Here is a 17,511-nt window from a genome sequence, read left to right as displayed (position 1 = left end):
CCCTCCTTTCAGAAGGGGTCGTCGACCGGGGGCCCCGCCACGGCCGGTGCGGTCGTGGCGGAGCCCCCGGTGCGAGAGGGTCAGACGATCAGGCGGGCCAGGAGGCTTCGATGGCGTTGGCGGCGTCCTGGGAGCTCTTGTCCAGGGCGATCCAGTCCGTCATCTCCTTCCAGAAGGAACCGGCGCCGACGGCGCTGGGCATCAGGTCGGAGCCGTCGAAGCGGACCACGGCGTTCGGGTCGGTGATCAGCTCGTAGGAGAGCCGGTCGATCGGCATGGCCAGGTTCGACGGGTCGAGCTCGGTGTTCGCCGAGAGCCAGCCACCGTTCGGGGTGGTCTGCGCCTTGACGTTGCTCCACTCGGGGCTCGTCAGGTACGCCTGCAGCGCCGCGACCTCGGGGGCGTCGCGGAAGGCCATGGCGAACTCGCCACCCACGAGCATCGGGACGCTGTCCGTGGTCTCGGCCGGCAGGGCGAAGGCCCACACGTCGCCGTCCTCACCCACGGTGATGTCGCCACCGGCCTCCTGCCAGTTCGCCTGGTAGAAGGACGCCTGACGGTGCATGAAGCAGGTGCCGTCGACGATCGGGAAGCCCGCGTCGGTGAACGGGGTGGCGGCGATCGAGCGGACGTCGCCGAAGCCGCCGTTGACGTAGTCGGCGTTCTTGAGGATCGAGCCGGCCTGGTCGATGGCCTCGACGACGACCGGGTCGTTGAACGGGATCTCGTGGGTCACCCACTGGTCGTACTGCTCCGGGGTGCCGACGCGCAGCATCATGTCCTCGACCCAGTCGGTGGCCGGCCAGCCGGTGGCGTCGCCGGACTCGATGCCCGCGCACCACGGCTTCACCGAGCCGTCGGGGTTGTCGGTGACGATCTGCTGCGACAGGTCCATCAGCTCCTGCCACGTGGTGGGCACCTCGTAGCCCGCGTCCGCGAAGGCGGACGGGCTGTACCAGACGAACGACTTCGCGTTCGCGCCGATCGGGATGCCGTAGAACGTGTCGTTGACCGTCCCGTACATCTTCCAAGCCTCGTTGTAGTACTGGTCGACGTTCGCCGCGGCCGCCTCGCCGACCGGCACGACGGCGTCCGGGTTGCCGTTGACGATGGTCTGCAGCAGGCCGGGCTGGGGGAAGTAGGCCAGGTCGGGGGCGTTGCCCGCGGCGACGCGCACGGGGAGCTGGGCCTCGAACTCGCGGCTGCCCTCGTACTCGACCGTGGCACCGGTGCACTCCTCGAACGGCTTGAAGGCGTCGATGTGCGGCTGCGCCTCGGCGTCACTGGCGATCGAGGTGTAGACGGTGACCGTCGTGCCGTTCAGGTCGCCATAGGTCTCGAACGCCGAGCAGTCGACCTCTTGGGTGGGGGTTGTGGGGGCCGTGGCGGTGCCTCCGCTGGAGCAGGCGGAGGCGGTCAGCAGCGCCCCGGCGGACAGGGCCACGGCGAAGGCCCTCGTCATCTTCTTCGACATCAATCCTCACTTCTGTGTGGTGGTGGAGCGGCGCCCGCGGACGAGCACTGACCCCGGACCGGGCCAACCTACCCCACACGAAAGCAGAGGATTACGTGTGTAAACGTTTGTTATAGAACTGGAACCAAACACGGCCGGACGCCCCACCTCACGAAGGGTGCGGCGTCCGGCGCGTGGGGGCGATCAGCCCGCGGGGGGCTCAGCCCTGCGCGATGGAGCGGACCACGAAGAGGAACGCGACCGAGGCGGCGACCGCCAGACCGAGCGCACCGATCCGCTCATAGCGGGGCTCGCCCGTCGGGTCCACGAACTGCGACTTCACCGCGTCCACCTCGGAGCTGAGCAGCCCCTTGGCGTCCTGCACCGTCCGCGCGGCGACCGCGCGGGGGTGGGCCTGGGTGATGAGGCCTTCGACATTGCTCGCGAGTCGCGCCCGGGCCGCCGCGATCTCGGCCTGGATCTCTTCCTTGGTCCGCATGGGGCCCACCCTATGCCAGAAGCTAGGGTGGAGTCATGGCCAGACTCCAGGTGGGCGACCCCGCCCCGCCCTTCACCCTGCCTGCTGCCGACGGCACCACCGTGTCGCTGTCCGACTACGCGGGGCGTCGGGTCATCGTCTATTTCTACCCCGCCGCGTCCACGCCGGGGTGCACCACCCAGGCCGTCGACTTCACGGCGTCGGCCGACGCGATCGCTGCGGCCGGCTTCGACGTGCTGGGCATCTCGCCGGATGCGGTGGCCAAGCTGGCCGGGTTCCGCGAGAAGGAGGCCCTCACCATCACCCTGCTCGCCGACCCCGAGCGCACCACCCTCGAGGCGTACGGCGCCTGGGGAACGAAGCTGCTCTATGGCAAGGAGATCACCGGCGTCCTCCGCTCCACGTTCGTGGTCGACGTGGACGAGACGGGGGCAGGGACCATCTCGGTCGCCCAGTACAACGTGAGGGCGACGGGCCACGTCGCCAAGCTCCGCCGCGACCTCGGCATCGCATGACGGTTTCGGGGGCCGTGCTGTTCGCCGGGGCCGCGCCGATGGCGTCCGACCTCGCCGAGGCGTTGGCCGAGGAGTTCGCTGACGGCGCGTCGGCCCAGACCCTCGACATCCCGGGCAAGGGCAAGGTGGACGCGGCCGTGGTCTCGACCGGTCTGGTGCGGGCGATGGTGGCTGGCAACGCCGTCTCGCTGGACGCTGCCGCCGCGCTGCGCGCCTGTCACCCCGTGTGGTGGCAGGGTCAGACCGACGCGGTCGCCCAGCACCGCAGCCACGTCGTCATCACCGTGCTCCACCCGGGCGAGGTGCCCGAGCCGCGCGCCCAGGCGCTGCAGGAGGCGACGATCTGGTCGGTCATCGCGACGGTCGTGGCCGGGCTGCCCGGCGCCGTGGCCGTGCACAGTGCCCAGGCGTCGGCCGTGTACCCCGCGGACGCCTATGCGCGCGGGTTCAGCGCCGCGGTGGAGTCCAAGCAGGTGCCGGCCGACCTGTGGACCTCCGTGTGGGTCATGGACGAACCCGACGGCACCCACTCGGCCTACACCCTGGGGCTGGACGCCTTCGGCGCGCGCGACCTCGTGATCGAGCACAGCAGGCGGCCTCCCTCGGACCTGTTCCGCTTCCTCGCCGACACGGCCCGCTACCTCATCACCACCGGCGCGGTCGTCGAGGCGGGCCAGACGGTGGGGCCGACGCCGAGCCAGCAGCACCCGGTGCGCGAACGCCACTCGGCGATCCACGATGCGATGGTGCTCGAGATCGGAGACGAGCACCGGCCCCGCGCCGGCTCCTGACGCCGGGCTCTGCTCAGGGCACCAGGCGGGCGTCCACCGCGGCGGCGTCCAGCCCGCCGTCGAGACGCGCGTGGAAGGGGTGTCCCGGGGTCAGGTCGCCGCGTCGCACGGTGCCTCCCCCCAACCCGGAGGCGTAGATGGCGCTCACCAGCTCCATGGTCGACCGGGCGCTCTCCAACGTCGTGGCGTGGCGGCGTCCGGCCAGCAGGTCGCCCACCAGGCGGTTGATCTGCGCGGCGTGGTTGCTGGGCACCTCGTCGACGTCGGCCGCGCTCGCGGCCCACGGATCGCCCGCAGCCGGGCGGGCCGCGGCGCCCGGCCGCGCCTGCGTGCCGGGATCCAACCCGAAGCGTGCGGCGACCTCCGGATCGGGCACGGGCGTCCAAGACCAGTCGGCGTCACGGTAGCCGTACAGGTGGTTGACCTCTAGGGTGCCGCCCTCGGTGTCGACCCGGATGCGGCTCACCTCGCGCGGCGAGACGAGGCTGGTGACGATGCTCGCCACAGCGCCGCTGGCGAAGGTGACGACGGCGAGCGAGGCGTCCTCGAACTGCACGGGCCGCGCGAGCCGGACGGCGCGGGCGTCCACGCTCTCCCACTCCCCCATCAGGTGCAGCAGCAGGTCGATCTGGTGGATGGCGTGGCCGAGCGTCGGCCCACCGCCCTCACCGGCCCAGAGGCCTCGCCAGTCGACGTCGGTGAAATAGCCGTCGGTGCGGTACCAGAGGGTCTCGCAGACGGCGACGCGGGGGGTGCCCAGCGAGCCGGCGTCCATGAGCCGCCGGGCGCGCACCGCGCCGCTGCCGTGCCGGTGCTGCAGGACGACGTAGGCCTGGACACCGCCGGCCCGTTCGGCCTCGGCCACCCGGTCGAGCTCGGCGAGGCTGATCGTCGCGGGCTTCTCGATGAGCACGTTCACCCCTGCGGACAGCAGCGCGCAGGCGATGTCGGCGTGGCTCCCGGGCGGGGTGGCGATGGACACGAGGTCGACACCGGACGCGACCACCTCGGCCACGGAGCTGACGGCGCTGCCGCCGTGGGCGTCGGCGAAGGCCTCGGCCCGGCCGGGCACCACGTCGTGGTACGCGACGAGCCGGACGCGCGGGTTCTCGGCGTACGCGCGGGCGTGGGAGCGGGCAATGTTGCCGCAGCCGACGATGCCGACGCGGAGCGGGGTGACGTCCTCGTCCGGGCTCATGGCCCCAGCCTAGGCCAGCCGGTGGATGCCCCGCTGGGCGAACCAGCGCGTCGCAGCCTCGAGGAGGCCTGGCTCCGCGGTGAGTTCGACGGTGAGCACGCTCACCGGGAAGATCTCCATGGTGGTGATGCGCTGGGCGACCAGGCGGAGCTCGACGCCGAGGTCGGCGGCGAGCTGGGCGAAGGTGGCGCCTGCGGCGCTCTGCTGGACGAAGACGAGATCGAGGGTCATGACGGCTCCTGGCTGCGGTGGTGTGGGTGTGGGGGTTGAGAGCCACACTCCCGGCCACCGGCCGGGTCAGGTCGCCGGGGGGATCAGGAGTGGGCGCCGCGCGGGCGGCGACAACACCGACAACAGCCGGGCATGACGAGAGACAGCGTGTCGAAATGCGCCGTCGTGATCACGGGGTCAGACTAGCGGCGCGAGCGGCGTCCGCACAGCCGTTTCCCACAGGTCGGACGCCGGGGCGACCGGGGCGACCCGGGCGTCAGTAGTCGATGCCGCGGCGCGCGCGGACGCCGGTGGCGTGGGCGTGCTTCACGTTGCGCATCTCGGTGACCGTGTCGGCCAGGTCAACCAGCGAGGCGTGGGCGTTGCGGCCGGTGCAGATGACGTTGGTGGACGCCGCGCGCTCCCGGATCCGGGCCACGACCGTCTCGGCGTCGAGCCAGCCGTAGGTGAGCGGGTAGGTCACCTCGTCGAGCACGACGAGGCGGTACTCCCCGGACGTCAACACGCGGTCGGCCAGACGCCACGCCTCGCGGGCGATGCCGGCGCTCCGGTCGAGGTCGTCGCTCTCCCAGGTGAAGCCGTCGCCGTGGGTGAACCAGTCGACCCCCAGGCGGCGGGCCGACTCCGCCTCCCCCACGCGCCAGCGTCCCGACTTCATGAACTGCACCACGCAGGACGGCCAGCCGCGGGCGGCGGCGCGCATCAGCATGCCGAAGGCGGCGGTCGACTTCCCCTTGCCGTCGCCGGTGTTGACGAACACCAGCGAGTCAACGTCCCGGCGCGGCGGCAGGGGGCGGTCGTGTGTCGGCAGGTCGGTCACAGGGGGCTCCTTGCGGGGATGGGATGGGCGTGCGCGTCAGCGGCTCACCGGGCGGACGGGGATGACGGCGGGGCCGGCGGGGCGGGGCAGCACGTCGACGCGGGCGCCATAGGTCTCGTTCAGTTGGCGGGCGTCCAGCACGTCCGCGGGGGGGCCGTCCTGCACGAGGACGCCGCGGTCGAGCAGCACCATGCGGTCGGCGTACTGGGCGGCCAGCGTGAGGTCGTGCATGGCGGCCAGCACGGTGAGCCCTCGCTCGTGGCGCTGCTCGTCCACCAGGTCCAGCACCGACTGCTGGTGCCCGATGTCGAGGGCGCTGGTCGGCTCGTCGAGCAGCAGCAGGGTCGGCTGTTGGCACAGGGCACGGGCCAGCATGACGCGCTGCAGTTCGCCGCCGGAGAGCCGGTCGGCGGGGCGGTCGGCGAGCGTGGCCAGGCCGAGCCGGGTGAGCTCGTGCTGCACGGCGGCCCGGTCGGTGGCCGACTCGGTGCCGAAGCGGCGCAGGAAGGGCGTCCGGCCGAGGGCCACCAACTCGCGCACGGTCATGCCGGTGGGCACGACGGGCTGCTGGGCCATGAGGGCCACCCGCCGAGCGAGCGCACGCCGGGAGAGCTGGTGCGGATCGTCGTTTCCGAGGCGGAGGTGGCCGGTGACGGGGGTGAGCGCGGCGATGCCGTGCAGCAGCGAGGTCTTGCCCGCCCCGTTGGGCCCGACGACGGCGACCCAGGCGCCGGCGTCCACCACGAGATCGAGGTCGTGGACGACCTGCGCCTCCCCCCGGCGGACGCCGAGGCCGCGACACTCCAGCACGCTCACGTCATGCTCCGGTTCCGGCGGAGGACGACCAGGAAGAAGGGCGCGCCGACGAAGGCGGTGACGACGCCGATCGGCAACTCGGCGGGCGCCACGACCGAGCGGGCAGCGACATCGGCGAGCACGAGGAAGGCCGCCCCGAACAGCATGGCCAGCGGAAGGAGGAGGCGGTGGGAGGTGCCGAAGATCAGCCGGACGGCGTGGGGCACGACGATGCCGACGAACCCGATGAGCCCGCTCACCGCCACGACCGCGGTGGTGCCGAGCGTGGCGACCAGCACGAGCACGAGCCGCACCCGCGGGACGTTGATGCCGAGGCTGGCGGCCTCCACGTCGCCGACGGCGAGCACGTCGAGCGTGCGGCGGTGCAGCAGCAACAGCACCCAGCTCGCGAGCACGTACGGCAGCACCATGATGACGTCGCTCCACCCGTTGGTGCTCAGCCGGCCGAGCATCCAGCTGTAGACAGCGAGCAGCGAGTCGTCGAACCACTGCTGCACGAAGGTCTGCACGGCGCTGAAGAACGCCGCGACGGCCACGCCGGCGAGCACGATGATGGTCGAGCTGCGGTGGCCCCCCACGCTGGCACCGAGGGCGTAGGTGGCGCTCACCGCCAGCAGGCCGCCGGCGAAGGCGGCCAGCGGCACCCCGAACGGGCCGATCCCGCCCCCCTGCGTGATGGCGAGCGTGGCGCCGAGACCCGCGCCGGCCGAGACGCCGAGCAGGTACGGGTCAGCGAGCGGGTTGCGGAAGACGCCCTGGTACGCGGCGCCGGCGACAGCCAGCGTGGCGCCCACCAGGGCGCCCAGCACCATGCGCGGCAGCCGGATCTGCCACAAGATGGCCTGCTGCTGGCTCGTCAGGCCCGAATCGAGCGTCACGCCGGGGATCGCGTTGACCAGCTCGAGGGCGACGCCCGACGCCGTCAGGCCGGCCGGCCCGATCATGACGCCGGTGAGCAGCGCGATCCCGAGGACGCAGCCCGCGACCAGCCAGCGGCCCGACCGACCGATGCCACGGCCAAGGCGTGGCACGTCGAGCCGGCGGACCCGGGCCAGGGACGGCGTCCTCGGGGTCGCACTCATGCGTGGGCTGTCTGCAACGCGGTCACGTGATCGGAGACGGTCTCGACGAAGTCGACCACCCGCGGCCCCCAGCGGCTCGCGACGTCCTCGTCGAGGACGTGGACCCGGTCACCGGTGACGGCGGAGAGGCCGGCCCACCCGGCGCGCTCACCGAGCGATGCGGGCGTGACGCCGCAACACTGGGTGTCGGACAGGAAGATGAGGTCGGGGTCGGCGGCCACGACGTACTCCTCGGAGAGCTGGGGGTACAAGTCGGTCGTCCCGGCGGCGTCCGCGATGCTGGTCAGCCCGAACATGCCGTAGACCTCACCGATGAACGTGTCACTGGTGACGGTGTAGAGCGTCGGGTCGAGCTCGTGGAAGTAGGTGGCCCCTTCAGCCTTCGGGGTGGCGTCGACGGCGGCCTGGATGCGCTCGTCCATCTGCGCGACCACGGCCTTGGCATCGGCCAGGTGCCCCGTGGCGGTGCCGAGCCGCTCGATCTGCCCGTAGGCCTCGTCCAGCGTCTGGGCGGACGGGAGGGCGAGCGTCGGGACGCCGGCGTTGGCGAGGCTGCCGATCAGGTCGGCGTCCCGCGTCGAGGCGACCACGAGGTCGGGCTCGTGGGCCAGGATGGCCTCCACGTTGGGGGTGTACCCCGACAGGTCGGTGATCGGCGCCTCGGCCGGGTAGTCGGACTGCGAGTCGACGGCGACGACCTGGTCGCCCGCTCCGATCGCGAACAGCGACTCCGTGGCGGTCGGGCTCAGCGAGACGATCGCGTCGGGGCGCTCAGCGATGGTGACCGTCTCGGTGCTGTCACCGGCGCCGGTGACGACGTCGACGGGGAAGGATGCGGCAGCCGGGGTCGTGGTGGCCGGGGTGGTGGCGGCCGGGGCGTCGGTCGTGCCGCTCGCGCTGGGCGTCGCCGGCGATCCGCAGGCCGCCAGGGCCAGCGCGAGCGCGGCGGCGCCGAGCCAGGTGAGGCGCGCAGGGCGCGTGCGAGTTGATGGGGTGTGGGGCTGGATCACCAGCATCCTCCGATTCGTTGCGGAGGACGAAGTCGTCAGCCGCAACGGGCGGGGGCCCACTGCGCACGGACGGCCCTTCGTCCGAGGACCTGAACGTGGTCGTGGGGCAGGTGACCTGGCTCATCCGACCGACGGTCGGCATCACAGTTGCGGCACAGCGCCGGATTTTCACCGGACTTCACTGGCATCCACGACGCCCCCACTGGTTGCGGGGACCCGGCCAGACTAACGCATCGGATCGGCGTCCGGGCCCGGCGCTGGCGCGGCGGACGGATCGGGCTGGACGGCCGGTGCGGGCTGGACGGCCGGGTCGGCGTCCGCCCCCGGTGTGGGCTCCGCAGTCGCCCGGCGCACCTTCTCGAGCTGGCCGTGGTACCAGGTGCCGATCACCAGCAACAGGATGCCGACGACGATAAAGGCGAGCGCGCGGGCGAGGCCGGGCAGGGCACCCAGGTCGAAGAGGAACAGCTTGGCGACGGCGGCGGCGGCCAGCGCGATGGCGATGTGACGGGCCGCTTGGGCGTCCGAGGCCCGACGCAGCCCTCGGGAGAGCAGGGCGACGCTGAGGGCCATCCAGCTGACCGTGGCGACGGCGTGCGCGACCTGGAAGCCGTTCGCGACGTCGCCGAGAGTGTGGCCGAGGAGTGTGCCCGCCAGCACCACCGCCACGGTCCCGAAGAGCACCGTGCCGACCCACACCGCGTAGTTGAGAACATGGCCTCCCTCGGGCCAGTCCAGGCGGAGGGCGCGGACCACCAGCAGCGTGGCGACCAGCCCCAGCACGGACTGCACCACGTGCTCGATGCCGAGCCGGCCGTCGGCCACGGCCTGCAAGGACACGAGGGAAACCAGACTGGGCAGCCACACCAGGGCGCCGACCCCGGCGAGCAGGACGCCCACGACCATCACGGGGCGGAAGCGGACCCGCTCGGCCACCGCGAGGTAGGCGATCGCGAGGCCGAACCACAGGTAGCCCTGGTGCGCAGCATCGAAGGCGCGCAGCGCGGCCACGGCGAGGAAGAGCGCCCCCAGGGGGATGGCCGCGGCCCGGACCCAGGTGTGCACGCGCTGCGGCCAGAATCCGGCAGCGGTGGCCACCGCCCCGACGACGACGTAGGCGGCCACGGAGGGGAGCTTGTCGACGTTCCAGCCGCCGACCAGCAGCGGACCGCAGAACAGCACGAACGCGATCACGGCCGCGACGCGGGTGCCGGCGTCATTGCGCTGGTGCATCACCGCGATGAGGAGACCGCACAGCGCGAGCGCGGTGACCAGGGCGAGCAGGATCAGAGAGTCGGCCCCGCCCCGGGCCAGGATGAGGAGTTCGTCGATGGTCATGGCGAGGAACACCAGCCCGGTGGGCAGCGTGCGCGCCAGCACCAGGACGGGCCAGTCGACGGCGCGTTGGAACGCGCCGGAGGCGACGGTCAGCACGAGCATGAAGGCGAGCACGGCCAGCCGGTCGTTCTGCGACAGCAGGGGCGCCAGTACCAAGCTGCCCAACATGGCCAGGACCGCCAACCACTGGCTTCGCCAGGAGACGGCGACCCACACCCCGGCGAGGCTGACGAGGCCGGCGAGCACCAGCCCGGGCAGCACCGCGAGCAGGGGGCGTCCGGCCGGATCGGTGAAGATGGCCGTGAGCGCGACGAGGCACAGGAAGGTTGAGGCCACGCCGGTGGCGAACAGGGCTTGGGCGCCGATGTTCTTCGGGTCAAAGCGGTGCTGCCAGAAGGCCGCCGCGACGGCGGCCGCGGCGAGGCTGAGGCCGATCGTGGTGCGGGCGAGGGGGCCCAGGAAGCCGTCCTGCGGCATGAGCAGCACCAGGGCCACGCCGATGAGCGTCACCCCGGAGCCGACGATCGCAAAGATCTCCGCGAGGGACACCGGGCGCCGGGGCGGGCGGGGCGGGCTGGGTGGGCGGGGCGAGCGGGGCGGCGCGGGGAGCTGGGCTGCCGGGCGCTGGGAGGGGTGCGCCGGGGTGGGCTGGGTCGCCGGGGTGGGCTGGGGCGCCGGGGATCCGGGGCCTCGGGCCGGCGCGTCCTGGGCCGGGCCGGGCCGGCCCGGGACGACTTGCGGTGGACCCCAGGGCACGGCCGCGGGGAAGGGCGCCTGCCCCGCGGGCCTGCCGGGGAAGGGCGCGGTCCCCAGCGGTGGGCGTCCCGGCGCGTCCTGTCTCGATGTGCCCTGTCCCGATGTTCCCTGTCCCGATGTGCCCTGTCCGGATGTGCCCTGTCCGGATGCGCCCTGACCTGGCGCGCCCTGACCTGGCGTGTCCTGACCTGGCGCGTCGCGCGCCGCGGCATCCTGTGCCGCGGCGTCCCCGGCCACTGTGCGCTGCTGCAGGGCGAGGGCGCCCGCGAGGGCGTCCAGATCGCCGGCCAGGCGCACCAGACCGCGGGACACCTCGGCGATCTCGCCCCGGATGCGCGCGGTGATGGCGTCCGGGTCGTCGAGGCTCTGGCTGGACGCAGCGGGTGCGCGGCCGGCGTCCGGGCCGGGCGTGTGGGTCATCGCGGATCCTTTGCTGGGGCTGGCACCACCTTCCCGCACCGGGCGCCTCACGCGAGGGCGACACAGCGGCGCCGGGGCGAAACGCCGTCCGGCGAGGGCAACGGGGAGTGGCTGGGGCGACTGACCCGATGGAGTGGTGCGAAAAATGTCAGAGGCGGGTTGGAGGATGGTGTCATGAGCACGGGAGCAGCCGGGGTGGTGAGTCGTGACAGCGTGAACGCGCTGGCCGACGACCTCGCGCGCGGTGCGCTGCCGCGGGACGCGGATGCGCTCGCCGAGCTGCTCACGGGGCTGGAGGAGCTGAAGGCCACTGCTGCGGCGATCCAGGCGCGCGCCTCGGTGGCCCTGTCCGAGGTGCTGGTCGCGGAGCAGCGGGCCGGGGGCGTGCCCGCCGCACGCCTGGGGCGTGGGGTGGGTGCCGCGATCGCGGTGGCCCGGCGCGAGTCCCCGCACGCGGGCGACCGCTGGCTGGGCTTCGCCAAGGCGATCACGGCCGAGATGCCGCACACGCTCGCGCTGCTGAGCGCCGGGGTGCTGAGCGAGTACCGGGCGACGTTGCTGGTGCGCGAGACGGCCTGCCTCAGCCGGGAGGATCGCGCCGCCGTCGACGCCCAGGTGTGCGCCGACCCGGCCCAGCTGGCCACCTGGGGCAACCGCCGGATCGCGGCGGAGGCGCGTCGCATCGCGCAGCGGCTCGATCCGGCGTCCAGCGTGGAACGTCATCGCCGGGCGGTGGAGGAGCGCTGCGTGAGCCTGCGTCCTGCTCCCGACGGCATGACCTACCTCACCGCTCTGCTCCCGCTGACCCAGGGCGTGGCCGCGTACGCCGCCCTCGTGCGGGGTGCGGACACCGTGCTGGCGGCCGGTGACCCTCGGTCACGGGGGCAGATCCGGGCCGACCTCCTCGTCCAGCGCCTCACCGGCCAGGCCGCGGCGGACGCGGTGGGCGTCGGCGTGTACCTGCTCATGTCGGACGCGACGCTGCTGGACGCCGGCACCGAACCGGCCCAGGTGGTGGGGCACGGCTCGCTGCCCGCTCCCCTCGCCCGGGCCCTCGTGACGCGCGCGGTGGACGCCGGCGTGGCGGCGTGGGTGCGCCGGCTGTACCAGCGCCCCGGGGACGCCGAGCTCGTGGGGCTGGACGCGCGCAGCCGGGTGTTCCCCGCGGGTCTGGCTGACTGGATCGGTGTGCGGGACCAGACGTGCCGCACGCCTTGGTGCGATGCCCCGATCCGGCACATCGACCACGTGGTTCCCCACGCCGGCGGCGGAGCCACGTCCCTGGGCAATGGCCAGGGGCTCTGCGAAGCCTGCAACCACCACAAGCAGGCGATCGGCTGGAAGACACTCCCCCGGCCCGGCCCGCATGCCCCGGTGGAGCTCACCACACCGGCAGGCCAGGTGGTGCGGACTCGCGCCCCCGACCCACCCGCGTCACCGGTGGCACCCCCCGAGCGGCGCGGCCCGCCGCGTCCGGTGCGGATCGACCTGATCTGGCCCACGGCGGCCTGAGCGGACGACGAGCCGCCCCGAGCCTCGGCTCGGGGCGGGGGTGCCTAATCGTGCCGGAGAAGGGACTCGAACCCTCACACCCGAAGGCACAGGAACCTAAATCCTGCGTGTCTACCAGTTCCACCACTCCGGCCGGCGGTGGGAAGTCTACGTGCGGCTGTCCCAGCCCTCGCTCACGGCGTGCCACCGCTCGGCCACGTGGGCGATCACGGCGTCCGGCAGAGGCCCGGCATCGACGGCGTCCGCCGCCTTCGACAGGTTGTCCACGCTCGTCGTCCCGACGATGGCCGAGCAGACGCCAGGGGCGAAGGCGCTGAAACGGAGCGCAAACTCGCCCATGTCGAGGTCGACGTCGTAGGCGAGTTCCCGCAGGCGGTCCCAGTAGTAATCGCCGTACTCCCCCGTCGGACGCTCCGCGTGGCGCCACATCCCGTTGGCGAGGGGACGCTTGGCGATGATCCCGAGACCGGCCGCGGCGGCGTCCGGCACGGTGGCGCGCAGGTTGTGCTGGTCAGCGATGTTGACCGACGTCTCGATCGAGGCGAAGCGGCAGGACGCGACGGCGGCGGCCAGGTCCTCGTTGTCGCCCGAGTAGGCGACGACGCGGATCTTGCCCTCGCGGGAGAGGGCGTCGAGCTCGTCGGCGAGCGAGCCGTCCTCGAGGTGGCGGGCGTCGCAGGAGTGGAGGTGCATGATGTCGATGCACTCGGTGCGCAGGCGCCGCAGGGAGTCCTCCACGCCCGGCCGGATGATGCCGGGCGTCCAGTCGTCGTGACCGGCGATGGCGTGGCCGCACTTGCTCGACAGCACGAACTCGTCGCGGCGGTGGCTGATGTGGCGGCCGATGCGCTCCTCGCTGTCGCCGTAGCAGTGGGCGGTGTCGATGAGCGTGATGCCCAGGTCGAGGGCGTGGCTGAGGACGCGGCCGGCCGCGTCGTCGTCCATGCCGCCGTAGCCGATCTGGCCCGCGCCCAACCCGAGGGGGGACACCATGAGGCCGGTGGAACCGAAGGAGTGCGTCTGCATGCCTCCATCTCACCAGATCACACGAGGTGCAGGGCAGGGTCGTCCGCCGAGAGCGTACGAACCGGGCCCGGGCCTGTCTCGCGGGTCTCGAAGCGGACGGTCACCCGCCCCAGGCCGGCGCCCCACACCCAGCCGGCACCGTGCTCGTCGTGGACGACGTCGGCGCCCGGGGTGAACGACGGCACCCAGCGGGGGCGGACGGCCTCGGGCGCCGGAGCGTCCGGAAGCGGCAGATCGGCGTCGGTGTGGGTCACCACCGCGCCCTCGGCGTCCGGCTCGAAGAGTTCCTCCTGGGCGGCAGGGGTGAAGCCGGCGACGCCGACGCCGAGCAGGCGGAACCCGTCCTCGACGGCCACGTCGTCGAGCAGCCGTCGCGCGATGCGAGCGATGGTGGATGCCCGATCCGTGGCCCCGTTGAGGGTCAGCGATCGGGAGAGGATGGTGAAATCGGGACGCTTCACCTTGAGCGTGATCGTGCGGGCGAACAGGCCCTGCTGGGCCACACGCTCGGCCACGATGCGGGCATCGCGTTCGATGACGGCGTCCAGCTCGTCGCGGTCGCGGACGTCGGTCGAGAACGTGTCCTCCACCGAGATGGACTTCGCTTCCCGGTCGGGGCTCACGGGGCGATCGTCCCGGGCGAAGGCCAAGTGGTGCACCCATTCGCCGTTGGCCTTGCCGAGCTCGCGGACAACCTCGCCGTGGCTGAGCGCGCGAATGTCGGCCACGGTACGCACGCCCAGGCGGCTGAGTCGCTCCATGGTGGCGGGGCCCACACCGGGGATGGCCCTCGCCGGCAGGTCAGCGATGGTGTCCAGCTCCGTCCCGGGCTCGATCACACGCAACCCGTCCGGCTTGGCCAGCTCACTGCCGACCTTGGCGATGAATTTACTCGTGCCCACCCCCACGGACGCCGTGAGGCCGTGGGTGTCCGCCTGGACGCGGGCGCGCAGGTCCTCGGCGAGCTTGGTGACCGCCGCGGGGCTCACGTCGGGGTGCGCCCCACCCGTGAGATCGACGAACGCCTCGTCGAGGCTGAGGGGTTCGACGAGAGGGCTGAGCTCGCGCAGCAGACCCATCACGATCTGGGAACTCTCGCGGTAGGCGCGGAAACGTCCGGACAGGAACGCCGCGTGCGGGCACAGCCGGCGCGCTTCGTGCATGGGCATCGCCGAGTGGACGCCGAACACGCGCGCCTCGTAGGAGGCCGTCGACACCACTCCGCGGGAGCCCACTCCCCCGACGATCACCGGCTTCCCGCGCAGCGACGGCTTGTCGCGTTGCTCGACGGCGGCGAAGAAGGCGTCCAGGTCGAGGTGCAGGATCGAGGCGGCGAGCCTCACGCGGTGACCACCTGCCATCAGCTCCGACGGTCGGCGGACTTCCGGAACTTCGGCTTGTCGCCGTACTCGCGCCTCGACGAATCGCCCCTGCCGGAATGCCGGCCGTTGTCCCGTTCGAGCTCGATGAGCTTGCCGGAGATCCGGGTCGAGCGCAGCGCGTCCCACACCTCCTGGGGCATCTGGGCCGGCAGGTCGACCAGCGTGTGATCCGCCCGGATGTCGATGCGTCCGAAATCACCACGGCCGAGGCCGCCCTCGTTGGCCAGAGCCCCCACGATCATGCGAGGGGCCACGCGCTGGCGGCGCCCGACAGCGATGCGGTAGGTGACGAGCGGGCCGCCTGAGCCTTCCCGGGTGCGCCTTGGGCGATCTTCCCGGTCACCGGCCGCGCCGCGCCCGCGGCGTCCGCCGTCGTCGTCGGAGAAGGAGCGGACGGCGGCCGGGGGCTCGGGATCCATGAGCATGGGCTCGTCACCCTGCTGCACTGCGGCGAGGGCGGCGGCCACGTCCACCTCGGGAACATCGTGCTCGCGCACGTAGTGAGCCACGACATCGCGGAAGAAGTCGATCTTGGCGCGCTCGCCCAGCGCCGCGGTGATGGCCTCGTCGAAGCGGGACAACCGGGTGGCGTTGATGTCATCGGCGGTGGGTAGCGCCATGGCCGTGAGCTCCTGGCCGGTGGCGCGCTCGATCGCCTTGAGCAGCCGGCGTTCGCGAGGGGTGACGAACGAGATGGCGTCCCCGGAGCGCCCGGCGCGGCCGGTGCGGCCGATGCGGTGGACGTAGCTCTCGGTGTCGGTCGGGATGTCGAAATTCACCACGTGGCTCACCCGCTCGACGTCCAGGCCGCGGGCGGCGACGTCGGTGGCGACCAGGATGTCGAGCTTGCCGCTCTTCAGCTGGTTGACCGTCCGCTCCCGCTGCGCCTGGGCCAGATCGCCGTTGATGGCCGCGGCGGCGAAGCCACGGGCGCGCAGCTTCTCGGCGACCGTCTCGGTGTCGTTCTTGGTGCGGACGAACACGATCATGCCGTCGAAGTTCTCCACCTCGAGGATGCGCGTGAGGGCGTCCACCTTCTGCGGGTAGGAGACGATCAGATAGCGGTGCTTGATGTTCGGCGCGGTGCGCGTCTGGCCCTCGACCCGCACCTCGAGCGGGTCGGTGAGGTAGGTCGCGGCGAGCGTCCGGATGGCCTTCGGCATCGTCGCGGAGAAGAGCGCGACCTGCTTGTCGGTCGGGGTGTCGGCGAGAATTTGCTCGACGTCCTCGGCGAAGCCCATGTTGAGCATCTCGTCGGCCTCGTCGAGCACGAGGAAGCGCAGCTGGGTGAGGTCGAGCGTGCCGCGCTCCAGGTGGTCGATGATGCGACCCGGCGTGCCCACCACCACGTGGACGCCGCGCGCGAGCGCGCTCAGCTGGATGCCGTAACCCTGGCCGCCGTAGACGGGCAGGACGTGGACGCCCTTGTGATGGGAGGCGTAGCTCTCGAACGCCTCGCACACCTGGAGGGCCAGCTCGCGGGTGGGCGCCAGCACGAGGGCCTGCGGTGCCTTCTGCTTGAGGTCGAGGCCGTTCAGGATGGGCAGAGCGAAGGCGGCCGTCTTTCCCGTGCCCGTTTGGGCCAGGCCCATGACGTTGCGGCCGGCCAGCAACGCCGGGATCGTCTCGGCCTGGATGGGGCTGGGCCGCTCATAACCCAACTCGCGGATCGCCTTGAGCAGGCGATCGTCAATGCCGAGATCGGCAAACGTGGTGGTGGGGGCCTCAGCCTCGGTTTCGCTCACCCCACGACCGTAGTGGGTCCGGAGGCCTCCGCGCGCGTTCTGGTTGTCTGGTTCGGCCAGTTGTCCGCTGCGGCTCAGAATCCGTGCCTATAGGCGACCAGAGACGCCACCCGCCGCATTCCCAGGGCTTCATAGAGGGCACACGCCGGTGTGCGGCTCTCCTGGACCGTGAGGTTGAGATCATGCTGGGGTGCCGCGACCGCGATGCGCCGTCCCGCCGCAGCGACGAGGGCGCGTCCCAGGCCGAGCCCGCGGGCTGCGTCCGTGACGGCCACGTAGTCGAGATAGCCGGAGCCGTCGGCCTGCACGCGGCCGGCGGCGTAGCCCGCGAAGGCCCCCCGGTTCTCGGCGACGACCACGATGAAGCCACGCTCGGGGTCGAGCAACTGGCTGACGGAGTAATAGGTGTCGGGGAATTCGGCCTGGTGCAGGGATTCGATGGCTGCTGCGTCGGAGGTGCGGGCGGTGCGGACGCGGGCGCCCTCGTCCGGCCACGCGGAGGCGTCCGAGGTGACGTAGAGGTGGTTCGCCTCCGTGGCCGCCCAGCCGCGCCCCGCTGCGAGCGCGGCCATGGCGGTGTGGGCGACATCGGCGGAGATCTCGTGACGGGTGACGCCGGGCGGCAGCGCATGGAGCGCTGCGTCCAGCAGGGGGCGGGCGTCGCGAAGCCACTCACCCGCAACCCACGGACCGTGGATCCAGCTGCGGCCCAGCGACTCGTCTGAGTCGGCGATGACGACGCCGGTGAGGTGACCGTCATGATCGGACACCCAGGTGAATGCCGTCCAGTCGCCGAGATCATCCAACTCGGACGCCACCCCGTCGCGCTCGGTGCCGGCGTAGGTGCACGCTCGGGCGGGGTCGCTCTGCTGCCCGACGATCAGATCCAGGACGGCGTCCCGCTCAGAGTCCCGCAT

General features: G+C 72.3%; 16 protein-coding genes, 1 tRNA gene and 1 riboswitch. Of the genes, 3 read left to right on the top strand and 14 right to left on the bottom strand.

Features of this window, described 5'->3' with window-relative positions; all coding sequences use genetic code 11:
- Window positions 1–88 precede the first annotated feature (88 nt).
- Together IFY26_RS13325 and IFY26_RS13320 are read right to left on the bottom strand one after the other, a co-directional pair.
- Entirely contained in the window at window positions 89–1,474 is a 1,386-nt protein-coding gene (locus IFY26_RS13325) for an ABC transporter substrate-binding protein (protein WP_232549499.1), read from the bottom strand.
- Window positions 1,475–1,673: 199 nt separating this feature from the next.
- On the bottom strand, window positions 1,674–1,952 hold the full coding sequence (locus tag IFY26_RS13320; RefSeq protein ID WP_232549498.1) for a DUF3618 domain-containing protein: 279 nt from the start codon (window positions 1,950–1,952) through the stop codon (window positions 1,674–1,676).
- A gap of 35 nt (window positions 1,953–1,987) precedes the next feature.
- On the opposite strand from IFY26_RS13320, the gene IFY26_RS13315 reads away from it, so the two are divergent.
- Window positions 1,988–2,467, top strand: coding sequence for a peroxiredoxin (locus IFY26_RS13315; RefSeq protein WP_232549497.1), 480 nt, complete (start codon window positions 1,988–1,990; stop codon window positions 2,465–2,467).
- The gene (locus IFY26_RS13310) at window positions 2,464–3,258 is read left to right on the top strand and encodes a DUF4261 domain-containing protein (protein WP_232549496.1); all 795 of its coding nucleotides are present in this window, start codon (window positions 2,464–2,466) and stop codon (window positions 3,256–3,258) included. Before IFY26_RS13315 ends, IFY26_RS13310 begins: the two co-directional genes overlap by 4 nt.
- Before the next feature lie 13 nt (window positions 3,259–3,271).
- On the opposite strand, the gene IFY26_RS13305 is transcribed toward IFY26_RS13310, so the two are convergent.
- The 7 genes from IFY26_RS13305 to IFY26_RS13275 form a co-directional block, all read right to left on the bottom strand.
- Window positions 3,272–4,456 carry a Gfo/Idh/MocA family protein gene (locus IFY26_RS13305; RefSeq protein ID WP_232549495.1) on the bottom strand — a complete coding sequence of 395 codons (1,185 nt, stop codon included), beginning with the start codon at window positions 4,454–4,456 and terminating at the stop codon, window positions 3,272–3,274.
- A 9-nt stretch (window positions 4,457–4,465) separates the two neighbouring features.
- Window positions 4,466–4,687 (bottom strand): NIL domain-containing protein, encoded by a 222-nt coding sequence (locus IFY26_RS13300; protein ID WP_232549494.1) that lies wholly within the window; start codon window positions 4,685–4,687, stop codon window positions 4,466–4,468.
- Window positions 4,688–4,943: 256 nt separating this feature from the next.
- Window positions 4,944–5,507, bottom strand: coding sequence for a cob(I)yrinic acid a,c-diamide adenosyltransferase (gene cobO, locus IFY26_RS13295; RefSeq protein ID WP_232549493.1), 564 nt, complete (start codon window positions 5,505–5,507; stop codon window positions 4,944–4,946).
- Between the two features lie 36 nt (window positions 5,508–5,543).
- On the bottom strand, window positions 5,544–6,323 hold the full coding sequence (locus IFY26_RS13290; protein WP_232549492.1) for an ABC transporter ATP-binding protein: 780 nt from the start codon (window positions 6,321–6,323) through the stop codon (window positions 5,544–5,546).
- Window positions 6,320–7,405, bottom strand: coding sequence for a FecCD family ABC transporter permease (locus IFY26_RS13285; protein WP_232549491.1), 1,086 nt, complete (start codon window positions 7,403–7,405; stop codon window positions 6,320–6,322). The genes IFY26_RS13290 and IFY26_RS13285 overlap by 4 nt, the downstream gene beginning before the upstream one ends.
- Window positions 7,402–8,415, bottom strand: coding sequence for an ABC transporter substrate-binding protein (locus IFY26_RS13280; RefSeq protein ID WP_232549490.1), 1,014 nt, complete (start codon window positions 8,413–8,415; stop codon window positions 7,402–7,404). Before IFY26_RS13280 ends, IFY26_RS13285 begins: the two co-directional genes overlap by 4 nt.
- An 88-nt stretch (window positions 8,416–8,503) precedes the next feature.
- A riboswitch (cobalamin riboswitch) is annotated at window positions 8,504–8,647 on the bottom strand.
- A complete protein-coding gene (locus IFY26_RS13275; protein ID WP_232549489.1) occupies window positions 8,641–10,929 on the bottom strand; it encodes a DUF2339 domain-containing protein in 2,289 nt (762 codons plus the stop codon). Its footprint overlaps the riboswitch before it by 7 nt.
- Window positions 10,930–11,103: 174 nt before the next feature.
- On the opposite strand from IFY26_RS13275, the gene IFY26_RS13270 reads away from it, so the two are divergent.
- Complete coding sequence (locus tag IFY26_RS13270) at window positions 11,104–12,441, top strand: HNH endonuclease (protein WP_232549488.1); 1,338 nt, start codon at window positions 11,104–11,106, stop codon at window positions 12,439–12,441.
- A gap of 51 nt (window positions 12,442–12,492) precedes the next feature.
- On the opposite strand, the gene IFY26_RS13265 is transcribed toward IFY26_RS13270, so the two are convergent.
- From IFY26_RS13265 to IFY26_RS13245, 5 genes are all read right to left on the bottom strand, one after another.
- A tRNA-Leu gene (locus IFY26_RS13265) sits at window positions 12,493–12,574 on the bottom strand.
- A 14-nt stretch (window positions 12,575–12,588) separates the two neighbouring features.
- Window positions 12,589–13,467, bottom strand: a complete 879-nt coding sequence (locus IFY26_RS13260) for an aldo/keto reductase (protein ID WP_232549487.1) — start codon at window positions 13,465–13,467, stop codon at window positions 12,589–12,591.
- A 17-nt stretch (window positions 13,468–13,484) separates the two neighbouring features.
- Complete coding sequence (locus IFY26_RS13255) at window positions 13,485–14,810, bottom strand: DNA polymerase IV (RefSeq protein WP_232549486.1); 1,326 nt, start codon at window positions 14,808–14,810, stop codon at window positions 13,485–13,487.
- 17 nt (window positions 14,811–14,827) lie between these two features.
- A complete protein-coding gene (locus IFY26_RS13250) occupies window positions 14,828–16,594 on the bottom strand; it encodes a DEAD/DEAH box helicase (RefSeq protein ID WP_232549485.1) in 1,767 nt (588 codons plus the stop codon).
- A gap of 74 nt (window positions 16,595–16,668) precedes the next feature.
- Entirely contained in the window at window positions 16,669–17,511 is an 843-nt protein-coding gene (locus tag IFY26_RS13245; RefSeq protein WP_232549484.1) for a GNAT family N-acetyltransferase, read from the bottom strand.

It is taken from the genome of Propioniciclava soli (genome assembly GCF_014858005.1).
GTDB classification, from domain to species: Bacteria; Actinomycetota; Actinomycetes; order Propionibacteriales; family Propionibacteriaceae; genus Propioniciclava; species Propioniciclava soli.
This window is presented reverse-complemented; position numbering and strand designations above follow the sequence as displayed.